The sequence below is a fragment of the Gemmobacter sp. LW-1 genome (assembly GCF_001303875.1).
In the GTDB taxonomy this organism is placed as follows: domain Bacteria; phylum Pseudomonadota; class Alphaproteobacteria; order Rhodobacterales; family Rhodobacteraceae; genus Gemmobacter; species Gemmobacter caeni.
This window is the reverse complement of sequence record NZ_LJSC01000034.1, coordinates 141,990-167,824: the sequence shown is the minus strand read 5'-3', so window position 1 is coordinate 167,824 and position 25,835 is coordinate 141,990. Positions and strand designations below refer to the sequence as shown.

At 67.1% G+C, this 25,835-nt stretch carries 24 protein-coding genes; 11 read left to right on the top strand and 13 right to left on the bottom strand.

Annotation, left to right across the window (positions count from 1 at the left end):
* Window positions 1-3: 3 nt before the first annotated feature.
* Genes AO684_RS07765 through AO684_RS07755 form a run of 3 tightly spaced genes read left to right on the top strand, consistent with a single transcriptional unit; the run spans window position 4 to window position 2,750 of the window.
* Complete coding sequence (locus AO684_RS07765) at window positions 4-1,017, top strand: YeiH family protein (protein WP_054302165.1); 1,014 nt, start codon at window positions 4-6, stop codon at window positions 1,015-1,017.
* Window positions 1,018-1,020: 3 nt separating this feature from the next.
* The gene (pta, locus tag AO684_RS07760) at window positions 1,021-2,022 is read left to right on the top strand and encodes a phosphate acetyltransferase (protein ID WP_054302164.1); all 1,002 of its coding nucleotides are present in this window, start codon (window positions 1,021-1,023) and stop codon (window positions 2,020-2,022) included.
* Window positions 2,022-2,750, top strand: coding sequence for a sulfite exporter TauE/SafE family protein (locus AO684_RS07755; RefSeq protein WP_161805999.1), 729 nt, complete (start codon window positions 2,022-2,024; stop codon window positions 2,748-2,750). Before pta ends, AO684_RS07755 begins: the two co-directional genes overlap by 1 nt.
* 71 nt (window positions 2,751-2,821) lie before the next feature.
* Here AO684_RS07755 and AO684_RS07750 read toward each other — a convergent pair whose 3' ends face one another.
* From AO684_RS07750 to AO684_RS07740, 3 genes are all read right to left on the bottom strand, one after another.
* Window positions 2,822-3,874, bottom strand: a complete 1,053-nt coding sequence (locus AO684_RS07750) for a 2,3-butanediol dehydrogenase (RefSeq protein WP_054302162.1) — start codon at window positions 3,872-3,874, stop codon at window positions 2,822-2,824.
* A gap of 68 nt (window positions 3,875-3,942) precedes the next feature.
* A complete protein-coding gene (locus AO684_RS07745) occupies window positions 3,943-5,742 on the bottom strand; it encodes an NAD(P)/FAD-dependent oxidoreductase (protein ID WP_054302161.1) in 1,800 nt (599 codons plus the stop codon).
* A 140-nt stretch (window positions 5,743-5,882) separates the two neighbouring features.
* Window positions 5,883-7,634 carry a sigma-54-dependent Fis family transcriptional regulator gene (locus tag AO684_RS07740; RefSeq protein ID WP_054302160.1) on the bottom strand — a complete coding sequence of 584 codons (1,752 nt, stop codon included), beginning with the start codon at window positions 7,632-7,634 and terminating at the stop codon, window positions 5,883-5,885.
* Window positions 7,635-7,831: 197 nt separating this feature from the next.
* On the opposite strand from AO684_RS07740, the gene AO684_RS07735 reads away from it, so the two are divergent.
* Genes AO684_RS07735 through AO684_RS07715 form a run of 5 tightly spaced genes read left to right on the top strand, consistent with a single transcriptional unit; the run spans window position 7,832 to window position 11,366 of the window.
* Window positions 7,832-8,041 (top strand): molybdopterin-binding protein, encoded by a 210-nt coding sequence (locus AO684_RS07735; RefSeq protein WP_054302159.1) that lies wholly within the window; start codon window positions 7,832-7,834, stop codon window positions 8,039-8,041.
* On the top strand, window positions 8,038-8,532 hold the full coding sequence (locus tag AO684_RS07730) for an SAM-dependent methyltransferase (protein WP_235451239.1): 495 nt from the start codon (window positions 8,038-8,040) through the stop codon (window positions 8,530-8,532). The genes AO684_RS07735 and AO684_RS07730 overlap by 4 nt, the downstream gene beginning before the upstream one ends.
* Window positions 8,517-9,596 carry an ABC transporter substrate-binding protein gene (locus AO684_RS07725; RefSeq protein WP_235451238.1) on the top strand — a complete coding sequence of 360 codons (1,080 nt, stop codon included), beginning with the start codon at window positions 8,517-8,519 and terminating at the stop codon, window positions 9,594-9,596. The genes AO684_RS07730 and AO684_RS07725 overlap by 16 nt, the downstream gene beginning before the upstream one ends.
* Before the next feature lie 22 nt (window positions 9,597-9,618).
* Complete coding sequence (locus tag AO684_RS07720) at window positions 9,619-10,620, top strand: FecCD family ABC transporter permease (RefSeq protein ID WP_369814580.1); 1,002 nt, start codon at window positions 9,619-9,621, stop codon at window positions 10,618-10,620.
* Window positions 10,611-11,366 carry an ABC transporter ATP-binding protein gene (locus AO684_RS07715; protein WP_054302158.1) on the top strand — a complete coding sequence of 252 codons (756 nt, stop codon included), beginning with the start codon at window positions 10,611-10,613 and terminating at the stop codon, window positions 11,364-11,366. Before AO684_RS07720 ends, AO684_RS07715 begins: the two co-directional genes overlap by 10 nt.
* Before the next feature lie 5 nt (window positions 11,367-11,371).
* Here AO684_RS07715 and AO684_RS07710 read toward each other — a convergent pair whose 3' ends face one another.
* From AO684_RS07710 to AO684_RS07670, 9 genes are all read right to left on the bottom strand, one after another.
* Window positions 11,372-13,966, bottom strand: a complete 2,595-nt coding sequence (locus AO684_RS07710) for a nitrate reductase (RefSeq protein ID WP_054302157.1) — start codon at window positions 13,964-13,966, stop codon at window positions 11,372-11,374.
* Complete coding sequence (nirD, locus tag AO684_RS07705; protein ID WP_054302156.1) at window positions 13,963-14,298, bottom strand: nitrite reductase small subunit NirD; 336 nt, start codon at window positions 14,296-14,298, stop codon at window positions 13,963-13,965. The genes AO684_RS07710 and nirD overlap by 4 nt, the downstream gene beginning before the upstream one ends.
* On the bottom strand, window positions 14,295-16,730 hold the full coding sequence (gene nirB, locus AO684_RS07700; RefSeq protein WP_054302155.1) for a nitrite reductase large subunit NirB: 2,436 nt from the start codon (window positions 16,728-16,730) through the stop codon (window positions 14,295-14,297). The genes nirD and nirB overlap by 4 nt, the downstream gene beginning before the upstream one ends.
* 17 nt (window positions 16,731-16,747) lie before the next feature.
* The gene (locus AO684_RS07695; protein WP_054302154.1) at window positions 16,748-17,935 is read right to left on the bottom strand and encodes a nitrate/nitrite transporter; all 1,188 of its coding nucleotides are present in this window, start codon (window positions 17,933-17,935) and stop codon (window positions 16,748-16,750) included.
* A gap of 20 nt (window positions 17,936-17,955) precedes the next feature.
* Window positions 17,956-18,753, bottom strand: coding sequence for a uroporphyrinogen-III C-methyltransferase (gene cobA, locus AO684_RS07690; protein WP_054302153.1), 798 nt, complete (start codon window positions 18,751-18,753; stop codon window positions 17,956-17,958).
* Window positions 18,754-18,989: 236 nt separating this feature from the next.
* A complete protein-coding gene (locus AO684_RS07685; RefSeq protein WP_054302152.1) occupies window positions 18,990-20,075 on the bottom strand; it encodes an ABC transporter substrate-binding protein in 1,086 nt (361 codons plus the stop codon).
* A complete protein-coding gene (locus tag AO684_RS07680; RefSeq protein WP_152968378.1) occupies window positions 20,072-20,650 on the bottom strand; it encodes an ANTAR domain-containing response regulator in 579 nt (192 codons plus the stop codon). The genes AO684_RS07685 and AO684_RS07680 overlap by 4 nt, the downstream gene beginning before the upstream one ends.
* Before the next feature lie 161 nt (window positions 20,651-20,811).
* Window positions 20,812-21,378: a UbiX family flavin prenyltransferase gene (locus AO684_RS07675; RefSeq protein WP_054302150.1), complete on the bottom strand. Its 567-nt coding sequence runs from the start codon at window positions 21,376-21,378 to the stop codon at window positions 20,812-20,814.
* A complete protein-coding gene (locus tag AO684_RS07670) occupies window positions 21,375-22,856 on the bottom strand; it encodes a UbiD family decarboxylase (protein ID WP_054302213.1) in 1,482 nt (493 codons plus the stop codon). The genes AO684_RS07675 and AO684_RS07670 overlap by 4 nt, the downstream gene beginning before the upstream one ends.
* A gap of 103 nt (window positions 22,857-22,959) precedes the next feature.
* Between AO684_RS07670 and AO684_RS07665 the strand changes: the two genes are divergently transcribed.
* The 3 genes from AO684_RS07665 to AO684_RS07655 are packed head-to-tail and all read left to right on the top strand — an operon-like array spanning window position 22,960 to window position 25,347.
* Window positions 22,960-23,460 carry an SCP2 domain-containing protein gene (locus AO684_RS07665; RefSeq protein WP_054302149.1) on the top strand — a complete coding sequence of 167 codons (501 nt, stop codon included), beginning with the start codon at window positions 22,960-22,962 and terminating at the stop codon, window positions 23,458-23,460.
* Window positions 23,460-24,452, top strand: coding sequence for a peptidase U32 family protein (locus AO684_RS07660; protein WP_054302148.1), 993 nt, complete (start codon window positions 23,460-23,462; stop codon window positions 24,450-24,452). Before AO684_RS07665 ends, AO684_RS07660 begins: the two co-directional genes overlap by 1 nt.
* Window positions 24,453-24,456: 4 nt before the next feature.
* Window positions 24,457-25,347 (top strand): U32 family peptidase, encoded by an 891-nt coding sequence (locus tag AO684_RS07655; RefSeq protein WP_054302147.1) that lies wholly within the window; start codon window positions 24,457-24,459, stop codon window positions 25,345-25,347.
* Between the two features lie 115 nt (window positions 25,348-25,462).
* Here the strand turns inward: AO684_RS07655 and AO684_RS21560 are convergent, their stop codons facing one another.
* Window positions 25,463-25,825 carry a hypothetical protein gene (locus AO684_RS21560; protein WP_152968377.1) on the bottom strand — a complete coding sequence of 121 codons (363 nt, stop codon included), beginning with the start codon at window positions 25,823-25,825 and terminating at the stop codon, window positions 25,463-25,465.
* Window positions 25,826-25,835: the final 10 nt, after the last annotated feature.

Here is a 25,835-nt window from a genome sequence, read left to right as displayed (position 1 = left end):
GTCATGCTTGACACCGTTACCCGCGCGCCGTCGCAGATCCGGCTACTGTTTCCCGGCCTCATCACCGCCACGCTGGTGGGCGTGACGGCACAATTCCTGTCGGAACATTACGGCGCGCCCGCCATGCTGATGGCGTTGCTGCTGGGCCTCGCGCTCAATTTCCTGTCCGAAGACGGCAGCCGTACCGCTCCGGGCATCGCCTTCACCGCGCGCACCGTCCTGCGTCTGGGGGTTGCGCTGCTGGGGGTGCGGATCTCGGTCGAGATGTTGGGCGCCCTTGGCCCCGGCCTGATCGCGCTGACCGTGGCGGGGGTGGGGGCAACCATCCTGTGCGGGTTGGCGCTGGCCCGGCTGACCGGACGCGACTGGCGCTTTGGGCTGCTCACCGGCGGGTCGGTGGCGATCTGCGGCGCCTCGGCCGCCATGGCGATTTCGGCGATCCTGCCCCGGCACGAGAAATCGGAACGCGATCTTGTGTTCACCGTGCTGGCAGTGACTGTGCTGTCAACCGTGGCCATGGTGGTTTACCCCATGATTTCCAACGCGCTCGGCTTCACAGCGATCGAAAGCGGCGTGTTTCTGGGCGGCACCATCCATGATGTCGCGCAGGTCGTGGGCGCGGGCTTCTCGGTCGGGCAGGAAGCGGGTGAAACCGCGACGCTGGTCAAGCTGATCCGGGTGTCGATGCTGGCGCCGGTCGTGCTGATCGCCTCGCTCGCGATCCGGGCGAAGGGGCTGGCGGCGACCGAAGGCACGCGTCCGCCGTTGCTGCCGGGCTTCGTTCTGGGCTTCGTGGCCCTGGCCGCCCTCAATTCGATGGGTCTGATCCCGGCAGAGCTGGCCGAGGGCGCGGCACTCCTGTCCCGCTGGGCGCTGCTGATCTCGATTGCGGCGGTCGGCATCAAGACCTCGCTGGCAAAAATGCTGGAGGTCGGTCCTGTCGCCATCGGCCTGCTGGTCGTCGAAACCCTGTTTATCGGCAGCTTCGTGCTGACCGGCCTGCATCTGCTGGATTGAGCCATGAAACCGCTGGACCGCATTCTTGAAGCCTGCCACGCCACGCCGCGCCACATCCTGCTGCCCGAGGGCGAAGACCCTCGCATCCAGGCCGCTGCCGTTCAGGCGGTGGCACGGGGGCTGGCCCGTATCACCCTGTTGGGCGATCCGGCGCGTGTGGGTCCGGCGCTGGTTGCGCTGGGGGCCGCGCCCGGCGCGGTGGCGGTGATCGACCCGGCCCGCGCCCCGGATCTGGAGGCGCTGGCGGCCGAATGTCACCGCCTGCGCGCGGCGCGGGGGGTGACACCGGATCAGGCCCGTGATCTGGTGCGCGAACCACTGGTGCAGGCCGCGCTGCGGGTGCGGCTTGGTCAGGCCGATGGCACCGTGGGCGGGGCGGTCGCCACCACTGCCGATACCGTGCGGGCTGCCTTGCAGTTCATCGGGCGCGCGCCGGGCATCAATACGGTGTCCAGCTTCTTCCTGATGCTGTCCTGTGCCAAGGACGCACCAATCAAGGGCGGCATGGTCTTTGCCGATTGCGGGCTGGTCATCACCCCGACAGCGGCAGAGCTGGCCGACATTGCCCGCGCCTCCGCCGCCTCTGCCCGCGCCCTGCTGAACGAGACGCCCCGCGTGGCGCTGCTGTCCTTTTCCACCGCCGGATCGGCGGAACATGACAGTCTCGCCCGTATCCGCGAGGCGCTGGAGCGGGTGCGGGCAGCCGAGCCGGATCTGGAAATCGACGGCGAGATCCAGTTCGATGCGGCCATCGACGATGCGATCCGCAGCCGCAAGGCACCGGGCAGCCGTCTGTCGGGGCGCCCCAATGTCTTTGTCTTTCCCGATCTGGCATCGGGGAATATCGGCTACAAGATCGCGCAGCGGCTGGGCGGGCTGACCGCCATCGGGCCTGTGCTACAGGGGCTGAACCGTCCGGCAAACGACCTGTCGCGCGGATGCAGCGCCGAGGATGTGCTGGCGGTGATCGCCGTCACATCGGCCCAGTGCGGGGACGCTGCCTGATGAGCACAATGCTGCCCGCCGTGCTCGCGACCATTCTGGTCGCCGGGCTGGCGCGGGCGGTCACAGGCTTTGGCTTCGCGCTGTTGGCGGTCCCGCTGCTCAGCCTGCATCTGAGCGTGCCACAGGCCGTGGCGCTGACCATCGTTCTTCAGGTGGCGATGATGCCGCGCGATCTTCTGGCCTCGTGGCGGCGGCTGGACCGGGGCTATCTTCTGCGGCTGCTGGTCTGGGCGCTGCCTGCCATACCGCTGGGTCAGCTTACACTGCTGTCGGTGTCTGCCGACGCGGCGCGTATGGTACTGGCAGCGCTGGTGCTGACGGGCGTGGGGATGAGGGCCGCCCCGCCGCCGGTGGCCGGACTGCTGCGTCGCATGCCGGTCGGAGTAGCCGGGTTTCTGGCGGGCTTCATGGGCGGGCTGGCCGCAATGCCCGGCCCGCCCGTCGTCCTGCACGCCCTGTCGCGCCCCGACGCGCCTGATCGGACGCGGGCCACCCTGCTGCTGTTCTTCGGGGCGCTTTCCATCTGTGCGCTGCCGGTACTTGTGCAAAGCGGTGCGGCGGATGCGGGTCTTGGCCGGCTGGCGCTGATCGCGCTGCCCGTGTTGCTGCTGGCCGACAGTCTGGGCCGCCGCCTGTCGGGATATATCAGCGTCCCGGCCTATCAGGGCCTTTCCGCCGGGCTGCTGTGCCTGGCGGCCTGCCTGGCGGTTTACCCGGTGCTGCGCTGATAAAGGCCAGACAACGGGGCAGGGGGCTGGCCCCCGGTCAGACAGACCGGGGGCCCTTCCTCAGGCCACGATCACTCGGGTGCCTTTACCAGAATTTTCACCTGCGATTTTTCGGCCACCAGCGCCTCGAACCCCTGCGCGACGATATCGTCAAGCGCGATGCGCTTGGTGACCAGCTTCTCGGCGCTGAAATAGCCCTGCACCATAAGCTCCATCACCGCCGGATAGATGTGGCGATAGGCGATGGTGCCCTGAAGCTGACGCTCTTTCAGCACGACGGTGTTGGGGTGGAAAGCCGCGTCACCCTCCCAGATCGAGACGATCAGCGTCTGGCCCTCATGCCGGGTGCTGTCGATGCACTGCGGCAATACGCGCGGAACTCCGGTCACCTCGAAGGCCACATGAACACCGCCGGTCACTGCGCGGATCATCTCGACCGGATCGGCCGTCATCGGGTCAATCGCGGTGGTCGCACCCAGTTCCAGCGCCTTGCGCCGCCGCTCGGGCGAGGGTTCGACGACGTGGATCTGCGCCGCGCCCGCGACGCGCAGCGCCTCGACCACCAGAAGCCCGATGGGCCCCGCGCCAAAGACGGCAGCGGTATCCCCGGCCCGGATCGCCGACATCCGCACCGCATGCAGCGCCACGGCGGCGGGTTCGACCAGCGCGCCCTGTTCCATAGACAGTTCGTCCGGCATCTTGTGGACCATGCGTGCGGGCACCACCGAGGTTGCGGCAAAACCGCCGTGACCGCCGGAAAGCCCGACGAAACCAAGGCTGTCACAGAGGTTGTATTTCCCCTCGCGGCAGCCCGGACAGGTTCCGCAGGCAAAGATCGGCTCGATGGCCACCCGGTCGCCGGGGCGCAGGCCCGTCACGCCCTCGCCCAGCTCGGTGACGGTGCCGCAATATTCGTGGCCCATGGTGATCGGCGCCTTGTCGCGGCTCAGCGGATGGGCCTCGCTTACCGGAATGAAGATCGGCCCGGCCAGATATTCATGCAGGTCGCTGCCGCAGATCCCGGTCCAGGCAACCTTGATCGCGACCTCTCCGGGGCCGGGGGCAGGGGTGTCGATATCTTCGACGCGAATGTCCTTCACGCCATGCCAACGTGCGGCTTTCATGGAAGTCTCCTTCAGTGCAGGGAAAGGTTCCCGGCCCTCGTGAGGCCGGGGAGGATGGTGCAGTCGCGTCAGGACAGGTGATGCACCTCTTGCAGCCCGTAGACCGGGGTCTCGATCCCCTCCATCCGGGCCTTGAGCTGAAGCGCCAGATACAGCGAATAGTGTCGCGACTGGTGCAGGTTGCCGCCGTGGAACCAAAGCTGCTCCTGCTGCGTCGGCTTCCACATGTTGCGCTGCTCGCCCTCCCACGGGCCGGGGTCTTTCGTGGTGTCGGAGCCAAGTCCCCAGACCTTGCCGACCTTGTCGGCGACCTGCTGGCTGATCAGATCGGCCGCCCAGCCGTTCATCGAGCCATAGCCCGTTGCCAGCACCACCAGATCGGCGGGCAACCGTGTGCCATCGGTCAGCACAACGGCGTCTTCCTCGAAATGATCAATGCCGCCCTTGGCCAGTTTCACCTCGCCGTCGATGATCAGCTGGCTCGCGCCCACGTCGATGTAATAGCCCGAGCCGCGGCGCAGGTATTTCATGAACAGGCCCGAACCATCATCGCCCCAGTCCAGATCGAAACCCGCCTTTTCCAGCCCGGTGTAGAAGGCCGCGTCGCGTTCACGCATCTGGTCGTAAAGCGGGATCTGGAATTCGTGCATGATTTTGTAGGGCAGCGAGGCGAAGATCATGTCCGCCTTTTCGGTCGTCATGCCATTGGCCACCGCCTGTTCGGAATAAAGCGCGCCAAGACCGATCTCCATCAGGCTGTCCGAGCGCACGATATGCGTGGACGAACGCTGCACCATCGTCACATCGGCATTGCCTTCCCAAAGCGCGGCGCAGATGTCATGGGCCGAATTGTTGGAGCCGATGACCACGGCCTTCCTGCCTGCCCAGGCATCCGGCCCCTCATGCTGGGACGAATGCTGGATCGTGCCCCTGAACGTCTCCATGCCGGGGAAACGCGGCATGTTCGGTTTGCCAGACATGCCGGTCGCCAGCACCAGATGTGTGGGTTCCAGCGTAACCGCCTCGCCGTCGCGGTTGACCTCGACCCGCCATTTGCCGGTGGCCGGATCATGGCTGGCGCGCGTCACTTCAGAGCGCGTCCAGTAATTGATCTCCATGACCTTGGTATACATCTCCAGCCAGTCGCCGACCTTGTCCTTGGGCGTGAAAACCGGCCAGTTGTCGGGAAACTTGATGTAGGGCAGGTGGTCGTACCAGATCGGGTCATGCAGGCAGAGCGACTTGTAGCGGCTGCGCCACTGGTCGCCGGGCCGGTCATGCTTGTCCAGCACGATGGCGGGCACGCCAAGCTGGCGCAGCCGCGCACCAAGCGCGATGCCGCCCTGACCGCCGCCGATGATCACGACATAGGGCTGGGTGGTGTAGCCCAGGCTTGCCTCCTCCGCCTCGCGGCGTTCCTTCCAGGAACTGCGGTTCTTCTGCGCGCCGTGTTCGGCCCCCATCGGACGACGGGTGCCGCGGGGTTCCTCGAAGCCCTTCAACTCCTGAAGTGCGGTCAGCAGGGTCCAGATCCGGCCATCGCGCAACCGCATCAGGCCCCAGCCGCGCCCGGCCTTCGTCTCGAAGGTGATCCATGCCGTGATCACACCGCCCTCCTCGGCGGGGGTCTCTCCGGTCTGGATCTGGAAGTTGCCGGGCCGGGTGTGGGCAAGCTGGCTGTGCAGCAGGTCCGCCACCCCCGCAGGCCCCTCGACCGTCTTGAGGTTCCAGCTTACCGCAACTAGGTCGCGCCAGTAGCTGTCGGTCGCAAACAGCGCCGCCGCGCGGTCGACATCGCCGCCCTCCAGTGCGGCGTTGAGGCTGTCCAGCATCTCCTGTGTCTGGCTGACCACTGTCATATCAAGCATCGCGTCTCCTCCTCTGCGCGTGTCTCGCGAGGAAGTATCGGGCGATGAATCGGGCGCGATCCACTTTTGCGAGGGCTGATGCCGGGGAAAAGTGGTCGCTGCGGCGCGGCATGTTGCGCGTGCAACGTCCACGCAACAGATCACGCGGGGGGCTGCAACCCGGCGGCGCGTATCCGGCGCAGGATGGTCGAACGGTTGACCCCGAACCGTCGGGCGGCGCGCGCCATGTTCCAGTCGCAGGCGACCAGAACCTGCTCCAGCGCCGCCCACGGATCGGCTGAGCCTGCGGCGGGCGGTTCGGGTGAAGGCGCAGCCTCGACCGGGCCGGGCAGATCGGGCAGGTCGATGACCGGCCCGATGCAAAGCGCCGCCGCGACATCGAGCACCTGTTCGAGTTCGCGGATATTGCCGGGCCAGCGCCGTCCCATCAGATCGGCACGGGCGGAAGGCGACAGACGGATCGTGTCGGCCGCGTGGCGGCGCAGGTGGCGCGACATCAGCCAGTCGATATCCCGCCGCAGCCGCAAAGGCGGCACTTCCAGCACACAGCCCGCAAGCCGGTGAAACAGAGGGCGCGGCACGCCGATCCGGGCCGGATCAAGACAGGTCGTGGACAGCGGGCGCAGGTTGGGCCTGCGATCCAGCAGCCCGCTCAGCGCGACGGCGGTTTCCGGGGCCAGATCCTCGATCCGGCGCAGGACAAGCGTGGTAGGACCAACGGCCTCCAGACAGGCATCGGCCAGAGCCTCCGGCGTCAGCCCGGCGCATTCGAGGCTGATGAACCCCTGCGCCTTGCCCGTCATGTGGATCGCCCGTGCAAGCTTGGTCTTGCCGGTGCCGGTTTCACCTGTGATCAGCAGCGGCACGGTGCCGGGGGCCAGCCGCTCGGCCTGATCCAGCAGACGCGACATACCGGCGTCCCCGCCGGTCAGCCCGGCCAGCGCCCCGCCGGTGCGCATCCGCTGATGCGGCTGGCGCGGCGCCTTGGGGGCGATGGCATGCCCGAACAATGCTCCGCCGTCGCGCGTTTCGATCACGCGCTCTTCGGTCGGGCGGTCGCGCATCAGATCGGGCAGGTCATCGACGCTCATGTTCAGAACTTCGTCGATCCGGTGCCCGAGGATCGTTCCGCCGTCGGGAAACAGCCGGCGCGCGGCGCGCGTGTAGCCCAGTACACGCCCGGAGCCATCCAGCCGCACCGCCGCCTCGGGATCGACGTCCAGAAATTCCGGGCTGGACGAAAGCCGCAGCACCCAGTCGCGCGGGCTTTCGGCCATCAGGTTCGCCATTTCGACCCGCCGCGCCGCCGTGGTCACAAGGCTCATCGCAAGGTTCTGGCTGGTCTTGGGCGCAGGAGATCGCAGCAGCGAGATATCCAGCACCGCCGCAAGCTGACCAAGGCTGTCGAAGATCGGCGCCGCCGTGCAGGACAGGGCGGTATGCGCATTGCCGAAATGATCATCCTGATGCACCGTCACCGGCTCCTGCAGGACGATGCAGGCACCGACCCCGCAGGTTCCCGCCAGATTCTCCGACCAGTTCGACCCGAGATAAAGGCCCGAGCGGCGCAGATCCTCGGTGAAAAGATCGTCGCCGAAAAAGTCGACGCAGACGCCCTTGGCATCGGTCAGCAGCAGCACATAGTTCTGCCCCGCAACCTGCCGGAACAACGACTGCAACCCTGATCTTGCCGTGGCGATCAGCCATTCGGCCTGCTTGCGGTGATCACGCAGTTCCGCCTCGGTCACGATATGGGCGGGGTCAGAGCGGGTCGGGTCCATGCCGTAAAGCTCGACACAGCGCCGCCAGGACGCAGAGACAAAGCTGTCCCGCCCGGTCTGGCTGCCGTCCAGCACCCGCCCGATCTCCTCGACATGCCGCAGGTCTTTCATGGCGCATCGCCTCCCGTGGGGACTGTAGCACAGACCGCCGCCATCGGAGATGGAACATTGGTCGGAGACAGCGGGCATCCGCCAGCGGCCCTCTCAACCCTGCCGGCAATCGCGCGAGTGCGCCCGCATTGCTTCTGGACGAGGCTGTTCGATGCGGGATATGTTTCAATGAACATATCGAATCCACAGGTGACAACATGAAACTGAGCGCGAGGAACATGCTTTCCGGGACGGTGGTGGATATCACCACAGGCGCTGTCACCAGCCATGTCAGGATCGACATTGGCGGCAGCGTGCTGACCGCCTCGATCACCAACAGCGCGGTGCAGGATCTGGGTCTGGTGGTGGGCGGCCAGGCCATTGCCGTCATCAAGGCCAGCGATGTCATGGTCGGAACCGTTGAATGATGCCGCAGGCTCCGCTTGACTGGAACGGCCTGCGCCCCGGCGAGATTGTGACCGAATCGCAGATGGCTCAGGACGCGACAGTTCAGTTCATCGGCACGATCTACACCCCCTGGGCCGACCCGCATGCCTGCCCGAAATGGGGCGACGAGGTCGATGGCCCCGTCTGCTGGATCAACCTCCACCCCCGCTGGCAGCCCGCGCTGAAGGGTATTCTCGCGAAAGACCGGCTTCAGTTGCTGTACTGGCTGCATCTGGCGCGGCGGGACCTGTTGCAGCAAAGCCCGAGGTCGGATGGAGAAACCCTTGGCACATTCGCCATAAGATCCCCGCTTCGCCCCAATCCGATCGCCTCGAGCCATGTCCGGGTCATTGCGATTGAAGGGCCTCTGCTTTCGGTGCGGGGACTTGATTGCGTCAATGGCACGCCCCTGCTCGACATCAAGCCGGAAGGCGCTGCCCTGAAAGGAGACCTGTCATGTCCCTGCGCATAGCCAAGAGCCTGTCAGAGCCGGGGGATACCCGCCGCCCCGTCCGGGTCAGGATGCTGGCCGTTCTGGTTGCAGCGGTCCTGCTGGTCTTCGCCGGCGCTTTCACGGCTTCGGCGCGTGAAATCCTTGACGCGACGGGTCGCAAGGTCACCGTGCCGGATCAGCCGATGCGCGTTTTCGCGGCAGGCCCCCCGGCGTCGGTGCTGTTGTACGCCCTGAAGCCGGAGGCGATGATCGGCTGGGTGCGCGCGCCGCGCGACCGGGATCTGCCCTATCTTCAGACCGCGACCCACGCGCTGCCCGAACTCGGGCGGTTATCCGGCAAGGGCGGAACGCTGAACCTTGAGGTGCTGCTGGCGGCGAAACCGGATCTCATCGTCGATTTCGGAACCGTCAACGAAACCTATCTGACGCTGGCCACCAAGGTGCAGGAACAGACGGGTGTGCCCTATGTGCTGATTGACGGGTCATTTGCCAATACGCCGGCGGCGATCCGCCAGATGGCCGAAATCCTTGGCGTGCCCGAACGGGGCGAGGCGCTGGCAAGCTATGCCGAGGCGACCTTTGCCATGGTGACGCGGGTGCTTGAGGCCGTGCCGCCCGAGGACCGGCCGACTGTCTATCTGGCGCGCGGGCCGGAGGGACTTGAAAGCGCCGCCAGAGGCGCGATCAACGCGGAAATCATCGACTGGGCAGGTGGGCTCAATGTGGTGGGCGGCCCCGACCGCGGATTGGTGACAACCTCGGTCGAGCAGATTCTGGCCTGGGCGCCCGCCACTGTCGTGACCATTGACCGCGACTTTGCGAGGGATGTGGCCACCCTGCCGGGCTGGAGCGATGTTCCGGCCGTGCGGGACGCGCGGGTTCTGCTGGCCCCCGCCGAACCCTTCGGCTTCATCGACAGTCCGCCCTCGGTGAACCGGCTGATCGGCCTGCACTGGTTGATGCACAGCTTCTACCCAGAGGTCGCGGAAGGTGATCTGGGGGCCGAGGTCGCCCGTTTCTACAAGCTGTTTTATCATGTGACTCTGGATGATGCGGCAGTGGCCGGACTTCTTGAAAACTAGGTCGCGACGGGGTGCGGTCCCGGTGGGGCGGCTGCCGCAGACCGGGGTTGCAGCAGCGGTTTTGCTGATGTGCCTTGCGCTGTCCCTGATGGTCGGCCCTTACGGTCTCTCCCTGCGGCAGATCGGCGGGCTGATGCTGGCGGCGCTTTCGGGGCGACTGCCAGACGGACCCGAAGCCTCGGTTCTGTTCCAGATCCGTTTGCCGCGTGTGCTGGCTGCGGGGCTGGTTGGTGCCGCGCTGTCGGCGGCTGGGGCGGCCTATCAGGTGACTTTCCGCAATCCGCTGGTCTCGCCCGATATTCTGGGTGTTTCCGCCGGGGCGGGGTTTGGCGCGGTTCTGGGGATTCTTCTGGGCCTGCCGATCCTTGCCATCCAGGGGCTGAGCTTCACGGGCGGCATGGCCACCGTCGGGCTGGTGATGGCCCTGGCCGTGGCCTTCGGCAACCGGGGTGAGGCGCTGTCGCTGATCCTGACCGGCATCGCCATCGGGGCGCTGGCCGGGGCCGGAACCGCCATGGTGAAAACGCTGGCCGATCCCGATGACCAGCTTCCCGCCATGACGTTCTGGCTGCTGGGCAGCCTTGCGGGAACCCGGACTGCCGATGTGGCCTTCCTTTTACCCGCCCTTCTGCTGGGGGCGGGGCCGCTGATCCTGATGCGCTGGCGCATCGGCCTGCTGGCGCTTGGCGAAGAGGAAGCCCGCGCCCTTGGCGTGGAAACCACGCGGCTGCGCCTTGTCGTGATTGTCTGTGCCACGTTGATGACGGCGGCAGCGGTTGCCACGGCGGGCACGATCGGCTGGGTCGGTCTGATGGTGCCCCATATGGCACGCCTGCTGGCTGGTGCGCGCTTTGACCGGGTCTTGCCGCTGGCGGCGCTGCTGGGCGCGGCCTTCATGGTGCTGATCGACACCGCTGCGCGCAGCCTTGCCGTGACCGAAGTGCCGCTTGGCGTGCTGACCGCCATTCTGGGTGCGCCGGTCTTTCTGACCCTGCTGGCGCGCGGAGGCCGGAGATGGAGCTGATCCATGCCAGCGGGCTGGCCATCGCCGCCGGGCGGCGCGTGCTGGTGCGCGACATTTCCTTCACCCTGCACCCCGGTCAGGTTCTGGCCCTTCTCGGTCCGAACGGAACCGGCAAGAGCACGCTGTTCCGAACCCTTCTTGGCCTGACCCCGGCAGCGGCGGGAACGATCAGGCTGCAAGGTGCCTCCCTGCCCTTGCCGCGCCGGGCCATTGCGGCCCGGCTGGCCCTGGTGCCACAGGCCATGCAGGCGGCTTTTCCGTGGACTGTGCGCGATTTTGTCCTGATGGGGCGGACGATGCACCTCTCCGGTTTTGCCGCCCCCGGCAAGGCCGATCACGCGGCTGCCACTGCTGCGCTGGAGGAGATCGGCCTGCTGTCCCATGCCGAGCGGCTGGTGACGCGGCTTTCCGGCGGCGAGCGCCAGTTGGTCCTGATCGCGCGGGCGCTGGCGCAGAATGCACCGGCCCTGTTGATGGATGAACCCTCCTCCGCGCTGGATTTTGCCAATCGGGAACGGCTGGCCGATCTGATGGAGCGGCTGGCCCGCCGCGGGCTCGGTCTCATGTTCAGCACACATGACCCGGCGCAGGCGGCAAGGCTGGCGTCCGAGGTGCTGACCATCGACCGGAGCGGTACCGCGCGGTTGGGCCCTGTGGCAGATCAGCTTGCCCCCGCCCGTCTGGCCGCCCTTTACGAAATGCCTGAAGAGGCGGTGCGGCGCGGTCTGGGGAATCTGCCGCGCTGAATGCCTTATTCCGCAGCCTGAGGTCGGGCCAGTTGTGCCAGCATCGCCGCAATTTCGGGCCGGCAGGCGCCGCAGTTGGTGCCTGCCCCTGTCGCATTCCCGATGGCAGCCAGATCGCAGGCTCCGTCGCGGAAGGCCGATTGCAGACGGTTGCGGCCGACACCTGTGCAGGCGCAAACCAGTGGCCCGTTATCGGCCCAGTCCGAGCCGCCTGCACAGGGGGCGAGGGTCGCGGCGCCGCGCGGCGTGCCGATCCGTGCGATAGCGGCATCCCGCGCGATCATCACAGGGGAGGGGGCCGCGAACAACAGCGCCACCACGCGCCCCGACAGGATCAGCGCGATGGAAACCTGACCGCGCGCCGCATCTTCCGTCTGCATGACTTCTGCATCCGGCAGGTCAAACAGTGCGCGCGCAAAGGCTAAGGGATCATCCGGGGCTTCCAGTAAGGCGAGTTCGGCGGCAAGGCCGGTTTCGGTGACCCGCCGCGCCCAGTAGCCCCCGTCAGGCGCGATGCTTCCGGCGGCGCAGGCAAAAGCAAACCAGCGAGCAGGCCAGGGTCGCAGAGATACTGCCGCAGCTTTCGATTCGGGCTGACCTGACAGAGGGTCCGTCACGGCGCTGACCACGGCGTCTATCCGGCCGGTGGGCGCCGTCTCGCCGGTCCAGTGCATCGGGGCGAAAATCTGCCGGGGGCGCACGCGATCGGTGACCACCACGCGCAGCACCGCCTTGCCGGAGACAGAGCGGACCTCGGCCAGTGACCAGGGCGACAGACTCGAGCGCAGCGCGTCAGAGGGGTGAACCTCGACAAAGGGTTCGCCAAGATGCTGGTTGAGCCGGGGCGCCTGTCCGGTTCGCGTCATGGTGTGCCACTGGTCGCGAATGCGTCCGGTGTTCAGCCGGAACGGATGCTCCGGGGTAAGCATCGCCTGCGGTGGGGTGCTTGTCACCGCAATCATGCTCGGCCTGCCGTCGGGGGTGAAATACCGGCTGTCGCCAAAGAACCGGCCCCCTTGCCGCAACGCAGTGCTGGGCCAGCGAAAGGGTTCCATTCTGTCATAGTCGGCATCACTGATCGCGGCCTTGCCCGAAATATCGAAATCGCGCCCCAGCGCCCCCGCAATTCCAGACAAAGCGGCATGTTCGCGGAAGATCGCGGCTGGGCCGGGCCAGTCGAACCTGTCAAAGCCCATGCGCCGCGCCACCCCGGCGAGCATCCACCAGTCGGGGCGGGCGGCGCCGGGTGGCGCCAGCACCGCACGCTGGCGGCTGATCGTGCGGTCGGAATTGGTGACGGTGCCCGATTTCTCGGCCCATGCGGCGGCGGGCAGCAGAACATGGGCCAGCCGCGCGGTATCTGTGGCGCCGGTCACGTCGCTGACAGCAACGAATTCGCAGGCTGCGATGGCGGCGCGCACTGCATCGGCCTCGGGCAGGGTGACGGCGGGGTTGGTGTGGATGATCCACAGCGCCTTGACCCGCCCGTCACCCACGGCGCGGAACAGGTCCACCGCCCTCAGCCCCGGTCGTTCGGCCATGCGAGGGGCGCGCCAGAATTGTGCGACCGCCGCGCGATGGGCCGGGTTTTCCAGCGACAGGTGACAGGCCAGTTGATTGGCCAGCCCGCCCACCTCGCGCCCGCCCATGGCATTGGGCTGGCCGGTCACGCTGAACGGCCCCATGCCGGGGCGGCCGATGCGCCCCGTTGCCAGATGGCAGTTCAGGATCGCATTCACCTTGTCGGTGCCCGAACTGGACTGGTTCACGCCCTGCGAAAACACCGTCACCACCTTTTCCGTGCGGCACCACAGATCAAGGAACCGTGCCAGATCCGCAGGGCCAAGGCCGGTTTCACCGCTGTCGGCGCGGGCGGATTGCACCGCCGCCTCCAGCCCGGTGGCATCGCTGGTCAGAAGCTCCCGGTCTGCCAGTGCGGCCAGCAGCCGGTTGAACAGCGCCACATCCGCGCCGGAGGCAATGGGCAGATGCAGGTCGGCCGCCCCTGCGGTGACGCTGCGGCGTGGGTCGATGACTACGATCTTCGTGCCCCGCGTGGCCCGTGCCGCCTCGATCCGCTGCCACAGGACCGGATGGCACCAGGCGAGGTTCGACCCGACAAGGACGATCAGATCCGCCTCCTCCAGATCGTCATAGATGCCGGGCACGGTATCGGCACCGAAGGCCCGGACATGCCCCGCCACGGTCGAGGCCATGCAGAGCCGCGAGTTGGTATCGACATTGGCGCTGCCGATGAACCCCTTCATCAGCTTGTTGGCGACATAGTAATCCTCGGTCAACATCTGTCCGGACAGATAAAGCGCCACCGACTCCGGCCCGTGTGCGGCAATTGTCTGGCGAAAGCGGGTGGCGATCAGGCTCAGCGCCTGATCCCAGTCTGCGGGCCTGCCGTGGATCTCGGGCGTCGTCAGGCGGCCGGAGCGCCCGACCGTCTCGCCAAGTGCGGTGCCCTTGGAACACAGACGCCCGCGATTGGCCGGATGGTCCGGGTCGCCCCGCACGATCAGCCCGCTTTCACCCGCAGGGGCCAGCAGGACACCACAACCGACACCGCAATAGGGACAGGTCGAGCGGATCATGCGACGCGCTTTCCGGCCAGCCGATCCACGTCGATCAGCACGCGGCCCGCCATAACCTGCGCGGGATAGGTGGCCACCGCGCCCTCATCCGCGCCCTGTGCCCGGCCGGTTTCCAGATCGAAGACCCAGGCATGCAGCGGGCAGGTCACGGCATGGCCGTGCACGATGCCATCGGACAGCGGCCCGCCCTTGTGCGGGCAGCGGTCATCCAGCGCGAAAACCCGGTTGTCATGTGTGCGGAACACCGCGACACAGCCTTCGGGCGTGCGCAGGGTGCGGGCGCCCCGCAGCGGAATATCTTCCAGCGCGGCAATGTCGATCCAGCGCGTCATTCTGCGGCCTCCTGCATCAGCGTGGCAAGGGGGTGGAACCGCCGCGCCGCCTCGGGCGTGGCGCGTTCGGCCCAGGGGTCTTTCTGGTAGACGGATTGTGACAGGTCGAAGCGTTCGATCAGCCCGACGCGGATTTCCGGGTCCAGCACCCGATCCTTTACCCAGTCCAGACCGACCTTCTTCAGCCATTTGTAGGGCCGGTCCAGATAGCGGGCATTCTCGCGGTAAAGCTGGATGAAGGCGACGGTGAGGGCAATGGCCTCGTCCTCGGTGGCGACGGCGGCAAGACGCTCGGTTTCCTTCAGATCCATGCCCGCCGCGCCGCCGACACCGATCTGATAGCCGCTGTCAACGCAGATGATCCCCACATCCTTGCAGGTCGCTTCGGCGCAGTTGCGCGGGCAGCCCGACACCGCAAGCTTGACCTTGTGAGGCGTCCATGAACCCCAGAGCCGTTGTTCCAGCCTGATGCCCAGCCCCGTCGAATCCTGCGTGCCGAAGCGGCAGAATTCCGACCCCACACAGGTTTTCACCGTGCGCAAGCCCTTGGAATAGGCATGACCGGAAACCAGACCGGCGGCATTCAGATCGGCCCAGATCGCGGGCAGATCCTCTTTCCGCACACCCAGCAGGTCGATCCGCTGTCCGCCTGTGACCTTGACCATGGGCACGTCATATTTGTCAGCAGCATCGGCAATGGCGCGCAGCTCGGCGGCATTGGTGACGCCGCCCCACATGCGCGGCACGACGCTGAAGCTGCCATCCTTCTGGATATTGGCATGCAGGCGTTCGTTGACGAAACGGCTCTGGCCGTCGTCGCGGTAGTCCAGCGGCCAGTCGGCCAGAAGGTAGAAGTTCAGCGCCGGGCGGCAGGTTGCGCAACCGCACGAGCTGTTCCAGCCCAGCTCCTGCATCACAGCGGGCATGGATTTCAAGGCATTGGCCTTGATCAGGCGGCGCACCTCGTCATGTGTGAGGCTGGTGCATCTGCACATCGGCTGCGCAGCGGGCCGGGAGAAGGCATCGCCCAGCGTCGCGGCCAGAACCTGTTCCACCAGCCCCGTGCATGTCCCGCAGGAGGCGCTGGCCTTGGTGCGGGCGCGCACCAGCCCCAGATCGGTTGCCCCCTCGCCGATCGCCCGGACGATCTGTCCCTTGCAGACGCCGTTGCAGCCACAGATCTCTGCCTCAGGCGGCAAGGCTGCAACGGCTGCAAGAGGGTCCGACTGGACACCCCCTTCAAACGCGGGGCCGAAGATCAGTGTCTCGCGCCGGGCCGAGATATCGGCGCCCTCCCTGATCTGCTGGAAGAACCAGTTGCCATCTGCCGTGTCGCCATACATCACCGCACCGATCAGCCGGTCATCCGCGATCACCAGCCGTTTGTAGATGCCGCGCGCCGGGTCGCGGAACACGATTTCCTCGCGCCCCGGAGCCTCGGCGAAATCGCCTGCGCTGAACAGGTCGCAGCCGGTGACCTTCAGCTTGGTGGCGGTCTGCACCAGGGCAAAGGCTGCCACACGGCCGTTCAGCACCCTGGCCAGCACCTTTGCCTGATCGTAAAGCGGGGCGACGAGGCCGAACAACTGGCTGTCGAACTCGACGCATTCGCCAAGCGCGAAGATCGCAGGGTCCGATGTGGTCAGCTGTGCATCGACCACGATGCCGCGCCCGACCTCAAGCTGCGCGTCATTGGCAAGGCGCACCTCGGGGCGGATGCCGACCGCCATGCACACCAGATCGGCGCCGTAGACGGTGCCATCCTCCAGCAGCACGGCTTCAACCTGGTCGGTGCCGAGGATCGCCTTGGTCGCCCCCCGGCAATGGACACGGATGCCGCGCCGTTCCAGGTCTTTTTGCAAAAGGTAACTGGCGGTGGGGTCAAGCTGACGCTCCATCAGGTGGCCCATCAGGTGAATCACCGTCACATCGGCACCGCGCGCGGCCATGCCCGCAGCGGCCTCCAGACCCAGAAGCCCGCCGCCGATCACCACGGCCCGCGCGCCGGGACGGCTGGCCGCGATCATGGCATTGGTATCCTCCAGATCGCGGTAGGTCACGACGCCCGGCAGATCCTTGCCCGGCACCGGAAGGATGAAGGGCGCCGAGCCGGTGGCAATGACCAGCCGGTCATAAGGCACCGGGCCGCCTGCGCCGTGAACCACCTTCGCCGCGCGGTCGATCCGGGTCACGCTTTCCCCGAAGCGGCAATCGATGCCATGCGCGGCATAGAAGGCGTCGTCATGGGTAACGATCTCGGCGTAAGTCTTTTCGCCTGACAGCACCGGGGACAGCATGAGGCGGTTGTAGTTGCCGCGCGGTTCGGCGTTGAACAGGGTGATGTGCCAGGCGTCCGGGGCGGTGTCGCGCAGATGCTCGATCAGCCGGCCAGAGGCCATTCCGGCACCGATGATGACAAGTCGCTGGGTCATGGGGTGTCCTCGCGGGTTCAGGCAGGTTGACCATCGGGAAGGCGGCGGATCGCGGACTGCATCCAGACGAGGCTGGCCAGCACGATCACGAACAGGGCGGCAAAGCAGCTTGACCAGTCGCCGGTCACATCGCGCAGCCAGCCGAACAGCAGCGGCAGGACGAAGCCGCCAAGCCCGCCGATCATGCCGACCATGCCGCCGACGGCCCCCACATTCTGCGGATAATAGACGGGGATGTGCTTGTAGACCGCCGCCTTGCCAAGCGCCATGAACAGGCCCAGAACGAAGACAATGGCGATGAAGCCCGCGGGTCCGATACCCAGCGGCAGCGCCAGCAGGAGGGTCGCCACAGCCGAGACGCCGAAGGTCCAGTACAGGATTGCCCGCGCGCCGTATTTGTCGGACAGCGCGCCGCCCCAGGCCCGGAACACTGAACCGGGCAGCGAATAGGCCGCGCCGATCATGCCTGCCGTGGCCACATCGAAGTGGTAAACCCCGATCAGGTAGCGCGGCAGCCACAGTGCCAGCGCGACGAAGCCACCAAAGACGAAGAAGTAGTAAAGCGAGAAGCGCAGCACGCGGATGTCGGCCATGACGGCAAATTCTGCCTTCAGCCTGCGGGGAGTGGCGGTGGCCTGCTGCGGGTCATCCTCGGACATGAGCCAGAACAGGATGGCGGTCACGGCCAGCACGGCGGCATAGACCTGCGCCGCGCCTTGCCAACCCAAGGCGATCATCAGGAACGGCGCGCCGAACTTGGTCAGCGCGGCGCCGACATTCCCGACGCCGAAAATGCCAAGCGCCGTGCCTTGCCGTCCGGCGGGGTAGAACCGCGAGACATAGGCGACGCCCACCGCAAAGGTGCCGCCTGCCAGACCGACGCCAAGCGCCGCGACAAGGAATTGTGCATAAGTGGTCGCAAAGCTGAGCAGCAGGGTCGCCAGCGCGGCGGCCAGCATGGTCAGTGTAAAGACTGATCTGCCGCCGATACGGTCTGTCCAGATGCCAAGCACGACGCGCACCAGCGATCCGGTCAACACCGGCATGCCGACCAGCAGGCCGAACTGGGTGTCGGTGAGTTGAAGCAATTCACGGATTTGCAGGCCGATGATCGCAAAGATCGTCCAGACGGCAAAGCAAATGGTGAAGGCGAAGGTGGACAGGGTCAGCGCCCTGGTCGGGGAGGAAAGGGAAATCTGGGCCATGGGCTCGGGCTCCGGTTTCGTCAGAGAATGAGGAGGGACGAGGCGGCGGCAACATGGCTGCCGCTGGGGCGGGCGCCCTTTCGGGCGAGCGGGCCGGGCCATCGGATCAGCAGGATGGCCGGATTGGTCATGTCGGCGGCTGCGGCGGCCATGCCGCGCAGCACAGTTGTCAGGATGCGCTCTGCCGCAGTTCCGGCCTGCTGAACGATTTCGACCGTGCAGGTTTCGGGGGCGCCGGTGGCCAGCAGTTCCGCCTCGACGGCGGGCAGGCGGTGCATCGCCATGTAAAGCGCCAGCGTGGTGCCGGGACGGAAGCTGCCTGCCAGATCGGCGGTTTCGCCGGGACGGCAGGTGGCAGTGGCGAGCACCAGCCGCTCGGTCTGGCCTCGCTCGGTCAGCGGGCGGGTCAGCGCGGCGGCAGCGGCGCTGGCCGCCGTGATGCCGGGCACGATCTCGACCGGCACGCCTGCAAGTCGGGCGGCCGCGATCTCTTCGCAGGCGCGGCCGAAGACCGAAGGATCGCCGGATTTCAGCCGCACGACCCGCAGTCCCGACAGGGCGGCCGCGATTACAACGCAATTGATGCGGGGCTGGGGCCAGTGGTTCGCACCGACCGCCTTGCCGACATCGACCTTGCGCGCCGGGGTCAGGGCCAGCACCTCGGGGCTGACCAGCCGGTCATGGAACACGACATCGGCCTCGCGCAGCCGGTTCAGCGCCCGCGTGGTCAGCAGATCGGCCGCGCCGGGCCCGGCGCCGACAAGCGCAATCCTGCCCAGCGGGTGCCCGTGGGGTGGGTCGGGGGGCAGCAGGCTCATGTCTTCACCGCAGTCGGGATCATGGGGTGTCCCTTTCTGGAAATGAAAAAGCCGCACGACAGCAGGGAACGGACCCTGCGGTCGAGCGGCTTTGCTCGGATGATGTTCGGGGGGTGTCTTGCGGGAACGCCATTGTTCCCGAAGTCTCCTTCACGCTGCGCCCCGCTGCCGGTCTGGTCAAGCGATCCGCCGGGTCAGCCGGTGAAGGCGCGGAAAATGCCTATAATATGTGCGGATCAGGCGGTGTCTGGATCAAAAACCGCACCGTCGAAGAACCTGTCTGGCAACAGAAGCACCCGTCCCGCGGCTGCCGGATGCAGGCCGGGCTCGCTGACCGCGCCTTCCAGCCGGGAGGAGGCGGCGGGCAGGTCTGCCCCTGCCGGTCTCAGATGGAGACGGTAAAGATCGCTGCGAAACACTGCCTGCGCGGCATGGCGGGCCTGCGTGACATCCAGCCCGTGTCTGCGGGCCAGCCGTGCGCCGATCCATTCGGCCTGACTGCGCCAGGGAAAGGTCGCGCAGCCTTCGAAGAACTCCACACCGCTGTCCATCGCGCGCTCGATCAGGTCGGGCGGCAGGTCGAGATAGGGGCTGCGGGCCATGATCTCGGCGGCCGTGATCCGGTTCTCGCGCAGCCGCAGCCAGCGGCAGGCCCGCCAGACGGCCCGCATCAGACGGCCGGTCAGGTCAGGGTCGGCCTCGGCCCGGTCGCGCCGCATCGCCAGCACCTTGTCGGGCGGCGCCCGCCAGATCGCGGTGCCAGGCAGCAGAAGGCTTGCGATGCCCCGGTCTGCCGCCCCGGTTGCCCAGGGTTCGCCCACGATGAACAGATCCAGCTCGCCTGCCGCCATGGCATCGGGCAACAGCGGCGGCGGTACGGTCTGCACCGTGATCTCCTCTCCCAGCCAGCGATACAGAAGCTCGGCATGGATCGAGAAGGGAAAGGGCACCCCGATCCGCAGCGGCATCGGCAGCGCAGAGCGAAGAGCCACCGGATCGGTGCGATCCGCCCCGCCCAGGTGCCGGACGATATGATCAGGAAAGGCGATCATCTCGCCCCCCAGCGATGTGACCATCAACGCATCCAGCGCCGCAGCCCCGCCGCCCAGCCCAAGCGCCTGAGCCACCGGAATGGGTGACAGCATCGAGGCCGCATCGACCTGACCAAAGGTCAGCAGATCCCGCAGCGCCGACCACGAGGGCGCGCGGCGCAAGGTCAGGTTCAGCCCCTCCTCCTCGGCGAAGGCCAGTTCACGCGCCACGATCAGCGGTGCGGCGTCGATCAGTGGCAGAAACCCGGCGGTGACGGACAGATGGCTCATTTCAGCAGGTCCGCTGCCGTGAGGATGGCTTGCGCGATTTCGACGATCTTCTTCTTCTGATCCATCGCAGTGCGGCGCAGCAGGGCATAGGCCTCGTCCTCGCCGATGCCGCGCGCCTTCATCAGAATGCCCTTGGCGCGGTCGACGATCTTGCGTTCCTCCAGCGCCGCGCGCGTGGCGGCCAGTTCGGCGCGCATCCGCTGGAACAGGTGAAAGCGCGCGATGGCGGCATCCAGCACCGGGCGCAGACGCTCGGCCCTGAGGCCGTTCACCACATAGGCCGAAAGCCCCGCCTCGATGGCCGCGCGCGTCAGATCGCGGTCAGAGCGGTCGACGAACATTGCCACCGGGCGTTCCATGGGCGAGGAGGCGAGGCTGAGTTCCTCCAGCGTATCGCGCGAGGGGTTGGCCACGTCGATCAGCACCAGATCGGGGGCGATTTCGGCAATCCGCCGGGCCAGCCCCTGCTCACTGTCGATCACCGTCACTTCACATTCTGCACGCAAGGCCTCGGTGATCAGCACGGCGCGTTCTGGGATTTTTTCGATCAGGACGATGGACAGGGGTTTCATCAGGCCGGTCAGTCAGCAGGACAGGGTGAGCCACAGGATGCGGCGCACCCCGCGACATGGCAATCCCGCAGCCCCCGGCGCTGCCGGCCGGCCCCCCGATCCGCCCGCCGTTTCAGCACCAGCGCCTCAAAGGTCATCATCACAGGGCAGTTTGAAACCCCGGCTCAGGCCGGGCGCCATGGCGTGGCGGTGGGCCCTGCGAGGCGCAGCAGATCTACCGCGCGGGCAGCGATCTGCGCACTGGCCTCTGCCAGCGAGGCCGGCCGGAGGTAGAAGGCCGGCACCGGTGGCAGGATCACCGCCCCCATTTCGGTGGCGGCGGTCATGTTGCGCAGATGCGCCAGCGTCAGCGGAGCCTCGCGTGCCAGCAGGACCAGCGGGCGGCGCTCTTTCAGTTGCACACCCGCCGCGCGGGTCAGCAGCGTGTCGTCCAGCCCCTGCGCGATCGCGGCAAGGCTGCGCATCGAACAGGGGGCGACGATCATCCCCGCCACGGGATACGACCCCGAGGCGATGCTGGCGCCAAGGTCGCGGATCTCATGGCAGCGGTTGGCAAGGGCGCAAAGCTCCGCCTCGGCGCCGGGCCCAAGTTCCTCGGCCAGTGTGCGGCGCGCCATGGGTGAGATGACCAGATCGACCCCGGCCCCAAGTCGGTGCAACAGCCGCGCGCAGTCCCGCGCCAGCATGGCGCCTGAAGCTCCCGAAACCCCCAGAACCACCCGCGCGCTCATCGAAGAACTTCTGCCAGAAGCGTGGCGGCGCGGGCTTCATGGGCCGGGTCCAGCGCCATTATGCGGCCCCAGTCGCGCGTGGTCTCCGTCCCGGTCTTGGTGGTTGCATCCAGCCCTATCTTGCCTGCAAGGGCCTCTGTCGGGCTGGCGAAATCCAGATAGTCCATCGGCGTGCCGGTCACCTGCATAATATCGCGACCGGGATCCATCCGGGTCGAGATCGCCCAGAGCACATCGTCCCAGTTGCGGGCGTCGATGTCCTCGTCCACCACGACGATCATCTTGGTATAGCTGAACTGCGGCAACATGCCCCAAAGCGCCATCATCACGCGGCGCGCCTGACCGGGATAGCTTTTGGCGATCCTGACCACGGCGATCCGGTAGGAACAGGCGGCGGGCGGCAACCAGAGGTCCAGCACCTCGGGGATTTGTGCGCGGATCACCGGCAGCGCCAGATCATTGAACACCTCGCCAATGACGGAGGGTTCGTCGGGCGGGCGCCCGGTGATGGTGGACAGATACAGCGGATCATCCCGGCAGGTGATGGCGCTGACCCGCATGACGGGGAAAGGCTCGGCTGCATTGTAATAGCCGGTATGGTCGCCGAACGGGCCTTCGGGCGCAAATTCGCCGGGGTGAACCCAGCCCTCGATCACGATTTCGGCGCGTGCGGGTACCATCAACGGCACGCTGACGGCAGCCGCTACCTCGGCTCGCGCTCCGCGCAACACGCCGGAAAAGGTGAGCTCCGACACCGTTTCGGGCAGCGGCAGCGCGGCTGACAGCAACAACGCCGGATCGCAGCCCAGGGCGATGGCTACCGGCATCGGCTCGGACCGGGCAGCCCAGGCACGGTAATGCGCCGCGCCGCCACGATGGGCGAGCCAGCGCAGGATCAGCCGGTCCGGCCCGATCACCTGCGCGCGGTAAACCCCGAGGTTCAAGGCATTCAGATCTCCGGGCCCGGCGCCGGGCGGGCGGGTGATGACCACCGGCCAGGTGATCAGCGGCCCTGCATCTTCGGGCCATGGCACCTGTACGGGCAGCGCAGAAAGATCGGCCAGCCGCGCTGCCTGCACCGGAGGGCGGGCCAGAACTTTCGCACGCGCAGACAGCGCCGCGCGCATCATCGGCCAGCGTGACAATGCGTCCCGCAGACCGGCAACCGGGGCCGGCGCGCGCAGGGCGGCCAGAAATGCGCCCAGGTCCGGCACCCGGTCAGGCGTGATCCCCAGCCCGGCCGCGACGCGCGCCTGGGTGCCGAACAGATTGCCGATGACCGGCAGCGCAGCAGCCCGGCCCTGCACCATGGCCGCGTCAAAGCGCAGGGCGGGCCCTCCGGCCCGAAGGGCCGCCAGCATCACGGCTGTCATCTCGTGTCTTGTGTCCACCGGCGCGGCGACTTTCGCCAGACCGCCCGTCCGCGCCAGATGGTCGAGGAAGGCGCGCAGATCGGGAAAGACAGGCAGGTCACGCATCACGGGGGTCCGGTTCTCTTTTGTCGCGTGATAGACCCGGAGGCGGCTGCCAATCTTGATCATAGTCAAGTCCTGCCCGGCGCAGAGGCGTTATGCCCCGGTCATGCAACCTGACTTTCCGTTCCCGGCGTTTGTGCTGCCCGGCCCGCTGAACCTGATCCTGACCCGCCTGATGCGCGGCATGGCGCGCCGCCATCCGGCGATCCTGCGCCGTCTGGGTGACAAGGCAGGCGCCCGCATTCTGATCGACGTCACCGACGCACCCTTTCCGCTGCTGATGGAGCCTGCCGCCCTGCGCCTGACCGCCGTGCGACGCGATGTGGCCTGCGATGCGGTGATCCGGGGGCGGCTGGCAGCTTTTCTGGACATGCTGCATGGCGGGGCGGACGGCGATGCGCTGTTCTTCTCGGGCGCGCTGGAAATCTCGGGCGATACTGCGGCGGTGCTGGCCATCCGTAATGCGCTGGATGATGCCGAACTGGATCTGACCGACGAACTGGCGGCCGAGGGCGGCCCGCTGGCACCGATCCTGCGGCGGGGCGCGGCCCTGCTGGCACGGCGGTCAGGTCTGATGCTGACCCGTCATACCGGAGGAATGCGATGATGGAGCTGGTCTGTCCGGCGGGTACTCCCGCTGCTCTGCGGGCGGCTGTAGAGGCGGGGGCCCATGCCGTCTACTGTGGCTTTGCCGACGAGACGAATGCCCGCAACTTTCCCGGCCTGAATTTCAGCCGCGCCGAACTGGCCGCAGGCATGGCCTTCGCCCATGCGCGTCATGCGAAGGTTCTGGTGGCGATCAACACCTTTCCCCGCGCGGGGGAACAGACGCTCTGGCACCGTGCGGTGGCCGACGCGGCGGCGGCGGGCGCGGATGCGGTGATCCTTGCCGATCCTGGTCTTCTGGCACATGCCGTCGAGCATCATCCCGGTCTGCGGCTGCATCTTTCGGTGCAGGCGGCTGCCGCCAATCCCGACGCGATCAACCTTTATGCCGAGGCTTTTGGTGTGAGGCGTGTCGTGTTGCCCCGCGTGCTGACCGTGGCCGAAATTGCCGCCATCACCCGCGAAGTGACTGTGGAGACCGAGGTATTCGTCTTCGGCGGGCTTTGCGTCATGGCCGAAGGGCGCTGTTCGCTGTCGTCCTGGGCGACGGGGCTGTCGCCGAACATGAACGGGGTCTGCTCTCCGGCCAGCCATGTGGCCTATGCCGATGTCGCTGGCCGGAACGAGGCGCGGCTGGGCGGCTATCTGATCCACCGGACCGCCAAAGAGGCGCCGGTGCCCTATCCGACGCTGTGCAAGGGCTGTTTCAGCGCGCCTGACGGCAGGGGAGGGGGGCAGACCGGCCACATCTTTGAAGATCCCGCAAGTCTGGATGCCACCCGTCTGATCCCCGCGCTGGCGCGAGCCGGTGTTCGTGCGCTGAAGATCGAGGGGCGGCAGCGCAGCCGCGCCTATGTGGCGCAGGTTGTCCGCACCTTCCGCGCGGCAGTGGATGCGGCGGCCAGCGGGGCGCCGATGCCGGACAGCCTGTTGGCCGGCCTGACCGAAGGACAGGCCGCCACGACAGGTGCCTATGCGAAGACATGGAGGTAAGCCCTTGGACCTGACGATCGGCGCCATCCCGTTCTTCTGGCCCGCCGAAACCGTGCGCGCCTTCTATACAACTCTCGCCAGGACGCCCGCCACGCGGGTTTCGGTCGGGGAATGGGTCTGTTCAAAGCGTCTGCCGTTCTGGCAGCACGAAATCCCCGCTGCTGTCGATTGCTTGCAGGAGGCGGGCAAGGAGGTGGCACTTGCCAGTCTTGCGCTGATTACGCTGCCGCGTGAAAGGCGCCAGACCGCCGAACTGGCAGAAGCCGGGCTGCCGGTCGAGGTGAATGACCTGAGTGTGCTGCGCCACCTGCCGCAAGGTGCGGCCTTCTGGGTTGGCCCGGTGGTCAATGTCTACAACGAGGGCACGCTGGACTGGCTGGCACGATGGGGCGCCACCCGCATCTGCCTGCCGCCGGAGCTGCCCTTGCCCTCGGTCGCGCGTCTGGCTGCGGCTGGCCGTTCGGCTGGCGTCGCGGTCGAGGTCTGGGGGCATGGTCGTGTGCCGCTGGCGATCTCGGGCCGGTGCTATCACGCGCGGCTGCATGACCGCGCCAAGGACAGTTGCCAGTTTGTCTGCGGCGATGACCCGGACGGTCGCGATATCGACACGCTGGACGGCCAGCCCTTCCTGACCGTGAATGGTGTGCAGACGCTGGGGCGGGCGATCACCACGGCGGCCAGCCATCTGGAGGCGCTGCAAGCCGCCGGGGTGGCGGCGCTGCGGCTGTCGCCGCATGCCGGGGATTTCGCCGGAGTGGTGCATCTGTGGGCGTCGGCGCTCGCAGGCGGTCGCCCTCTGTCGCTTGGCGACCTTGCCCGCCTGATGCCGGGACAGAGTTTCTGCAATGGCTTTCTGTCCGCCGCGCCGGGCGCCCGGCCAGCGGCAACGCTCTGACTCGGCTGTCTTGACTATGGTCAAGGCTGTGGCGGCCCTGCGGACCTAGACCTGCCGCATGCGCCGCCTTTTCCAAGCCCTTCTCTGCCTTTCGCTGACGCTGGCCTTCGTGCTGTCAGGCGCGCTGCGCGGTGATGCGGCCCTTGGCGGCGTCACCGAAATGGTGATCTGCGGAGAAGGCGGGGCCTCTACAATCCTGCTGGATGCGCAAGGCAACCCCGTTGACGGCAAGCGTTGCTGCGATTGTGTGAAGTGCCTGCCAGTCCTGACGTTTCTGCCCGAACCTGCTGTCGTCGTTCGCCCCGCGCCGGTCGGCTTTGTCCGGCTGGGCAGGGTGTTGTCCGGTGTGACCGCCGTGCGGCGCCAGCACCTTCGCCCGATGCCGCGCGGTCCACCGCTGGCATCGCACATACGCCATCGCCGGCGCAGCGGCCTGCCGCAGCCCCGACGTTTCGCCACGGGTCTTGAGTTTGGTCAAGTCCTCTTGC

Bases quoted from the DNA above. Each gene is read 5' to 3' on its own strand.
- AO684_RS07670 (WP_054302213.1), bottom strand. From the start codon at position 22,856: ATGCGTGACCTGCCTGTCTTTCCCGATCTGCGCGCCTTCCTCGACCAT.
- nirB (WP_054302155.1), bottom strand. From the start codon at position 16,730: ATGACCCAGCGACTTGTCATCATCGGTGCCGGAATGGCCTCTGGCCGG.
- AO684_RS07740 (WP_054302160.1), bottom strand. From the start codon at position 7,634: ATGAAAGACCTGCGGCATGTCGAGGAGATCGGGCGGGTGCTGGACGGC.
- AO684_RS07745 (WP_054302161.1), bottom strand. From the start codon at position 5,742: ATGCTTGATATGACAGTGGTCAGCCAGACACAGGAGATGCTGGACAGC.
- AO684_RS07765 (WP_054302165.1), top strand. From the start codon at position 4: ATGCTTGACACCGTTACCCGCGCGCCGTCGCAGATCCGGCTACTGTTT.
- pta (WP_054302164.1), top strand. From the start codon at position 1,021: ATGAAACCGCTGGACCGCATTCTTGAAGCCTGCCACGCCACGCCGCGC.
- cobA (WP_054302153.1), bottom strand. From the start codon at position 18,753: ATGAGCCTGCTGCCCCCCGACCCACCCCACGGGCACCCGCTGGGCAGG.
- nirD (WP_054302156.1), bottom strand. From the start codon at position 14,298: ATGACGCGCTGGATCGACATTGCCGCGCTGGAAGATATTCCGCTGCGG.
- AO684_RS07685 (WP_054302152.1), bottom strand. From the start codon at position 20,075: ATGAGCCATCTGTCCGTCACCGCCGGGTTTCTGCCACTGATCGACGCC.
- AO684_RS07735 (WP_054302159.1), top strand. From the start codon at position 7,832: ATGAAACTGAGCGCGAGGAACATGCTTTCCGGGACGGTGGTGGATATC.
- AO684_RS07665 (WP_054302149.1), top strand. From the start codon at position 22,960: ATGCAACCTGACTTTCCGTTCCCGGCGTTTGTGCTGCCCGGCCCGCTG.
- AO684_RS07725 (WP_235451238.1), top strand. From the start codon at position 8,517: ATGTCCCTGCGCATAGCCAAGAGCCTGTCAGAGCCGGGGGATACCCGC.
- AO684_RS07695 (WP_054302154.1), bottom strand. From the start codon at position 17,935: ATGGCCCAGATTTCCCTTTCCTCCCCGACCAGGGCGCTGACCCTGTCC.
- AO684_RS07730 (WP_235451239.1), top strand. From the start codon at position 8,038: ATGATGCCGCAGGCTCCGCTTGACTGGAACGGCCTGCGCCCCGGCGAG.
- AO684_RS07660 (WP_054302148.1), top strand. From the start codon at position 23,460: ATGGAGCTGGTCTGTCCGGCGGGTACTCCCGCTGCTCTGCGGGCGGCT.
- AO684_RS07750 (WP_054302162.1), bottom strand. From the start codon at position 3,874: ATGAAAGCCGCACGTTGGCATGGCGTGAAGGACATTCGCGTCGAAGAT.
- AO684_RS07710 (WP_054302157.1), bottom strand. From the start codon at position 13,966: ATGATCCGCTCGACCTGTCCCTATTGCGGTGTCGGTTGTGGTGTCCTG.
- AO684_RS07715 (WP_054302158.1), top strand. From the start codon at position 10,611: ATGGAGCTGATCCATGCCAGCGGGCTGGCCATCGCCGCCGGGCGGCGC.
- AO684_RS07755 (WP_161805999.1), top strand. From the start codon at position 2,022: ATGAGCACAATGCTGCCCGCCGTGCTCGCGACCATTCTGGTCGCCGGG.
- AO684_RS07675 (WP_054302150.1), bottom strand. From the start codon at position 21,378: ATGAGCGCGCGGGTGGTTCTGGGGGTTTCGGGAGCTTCAGGCGCCATG.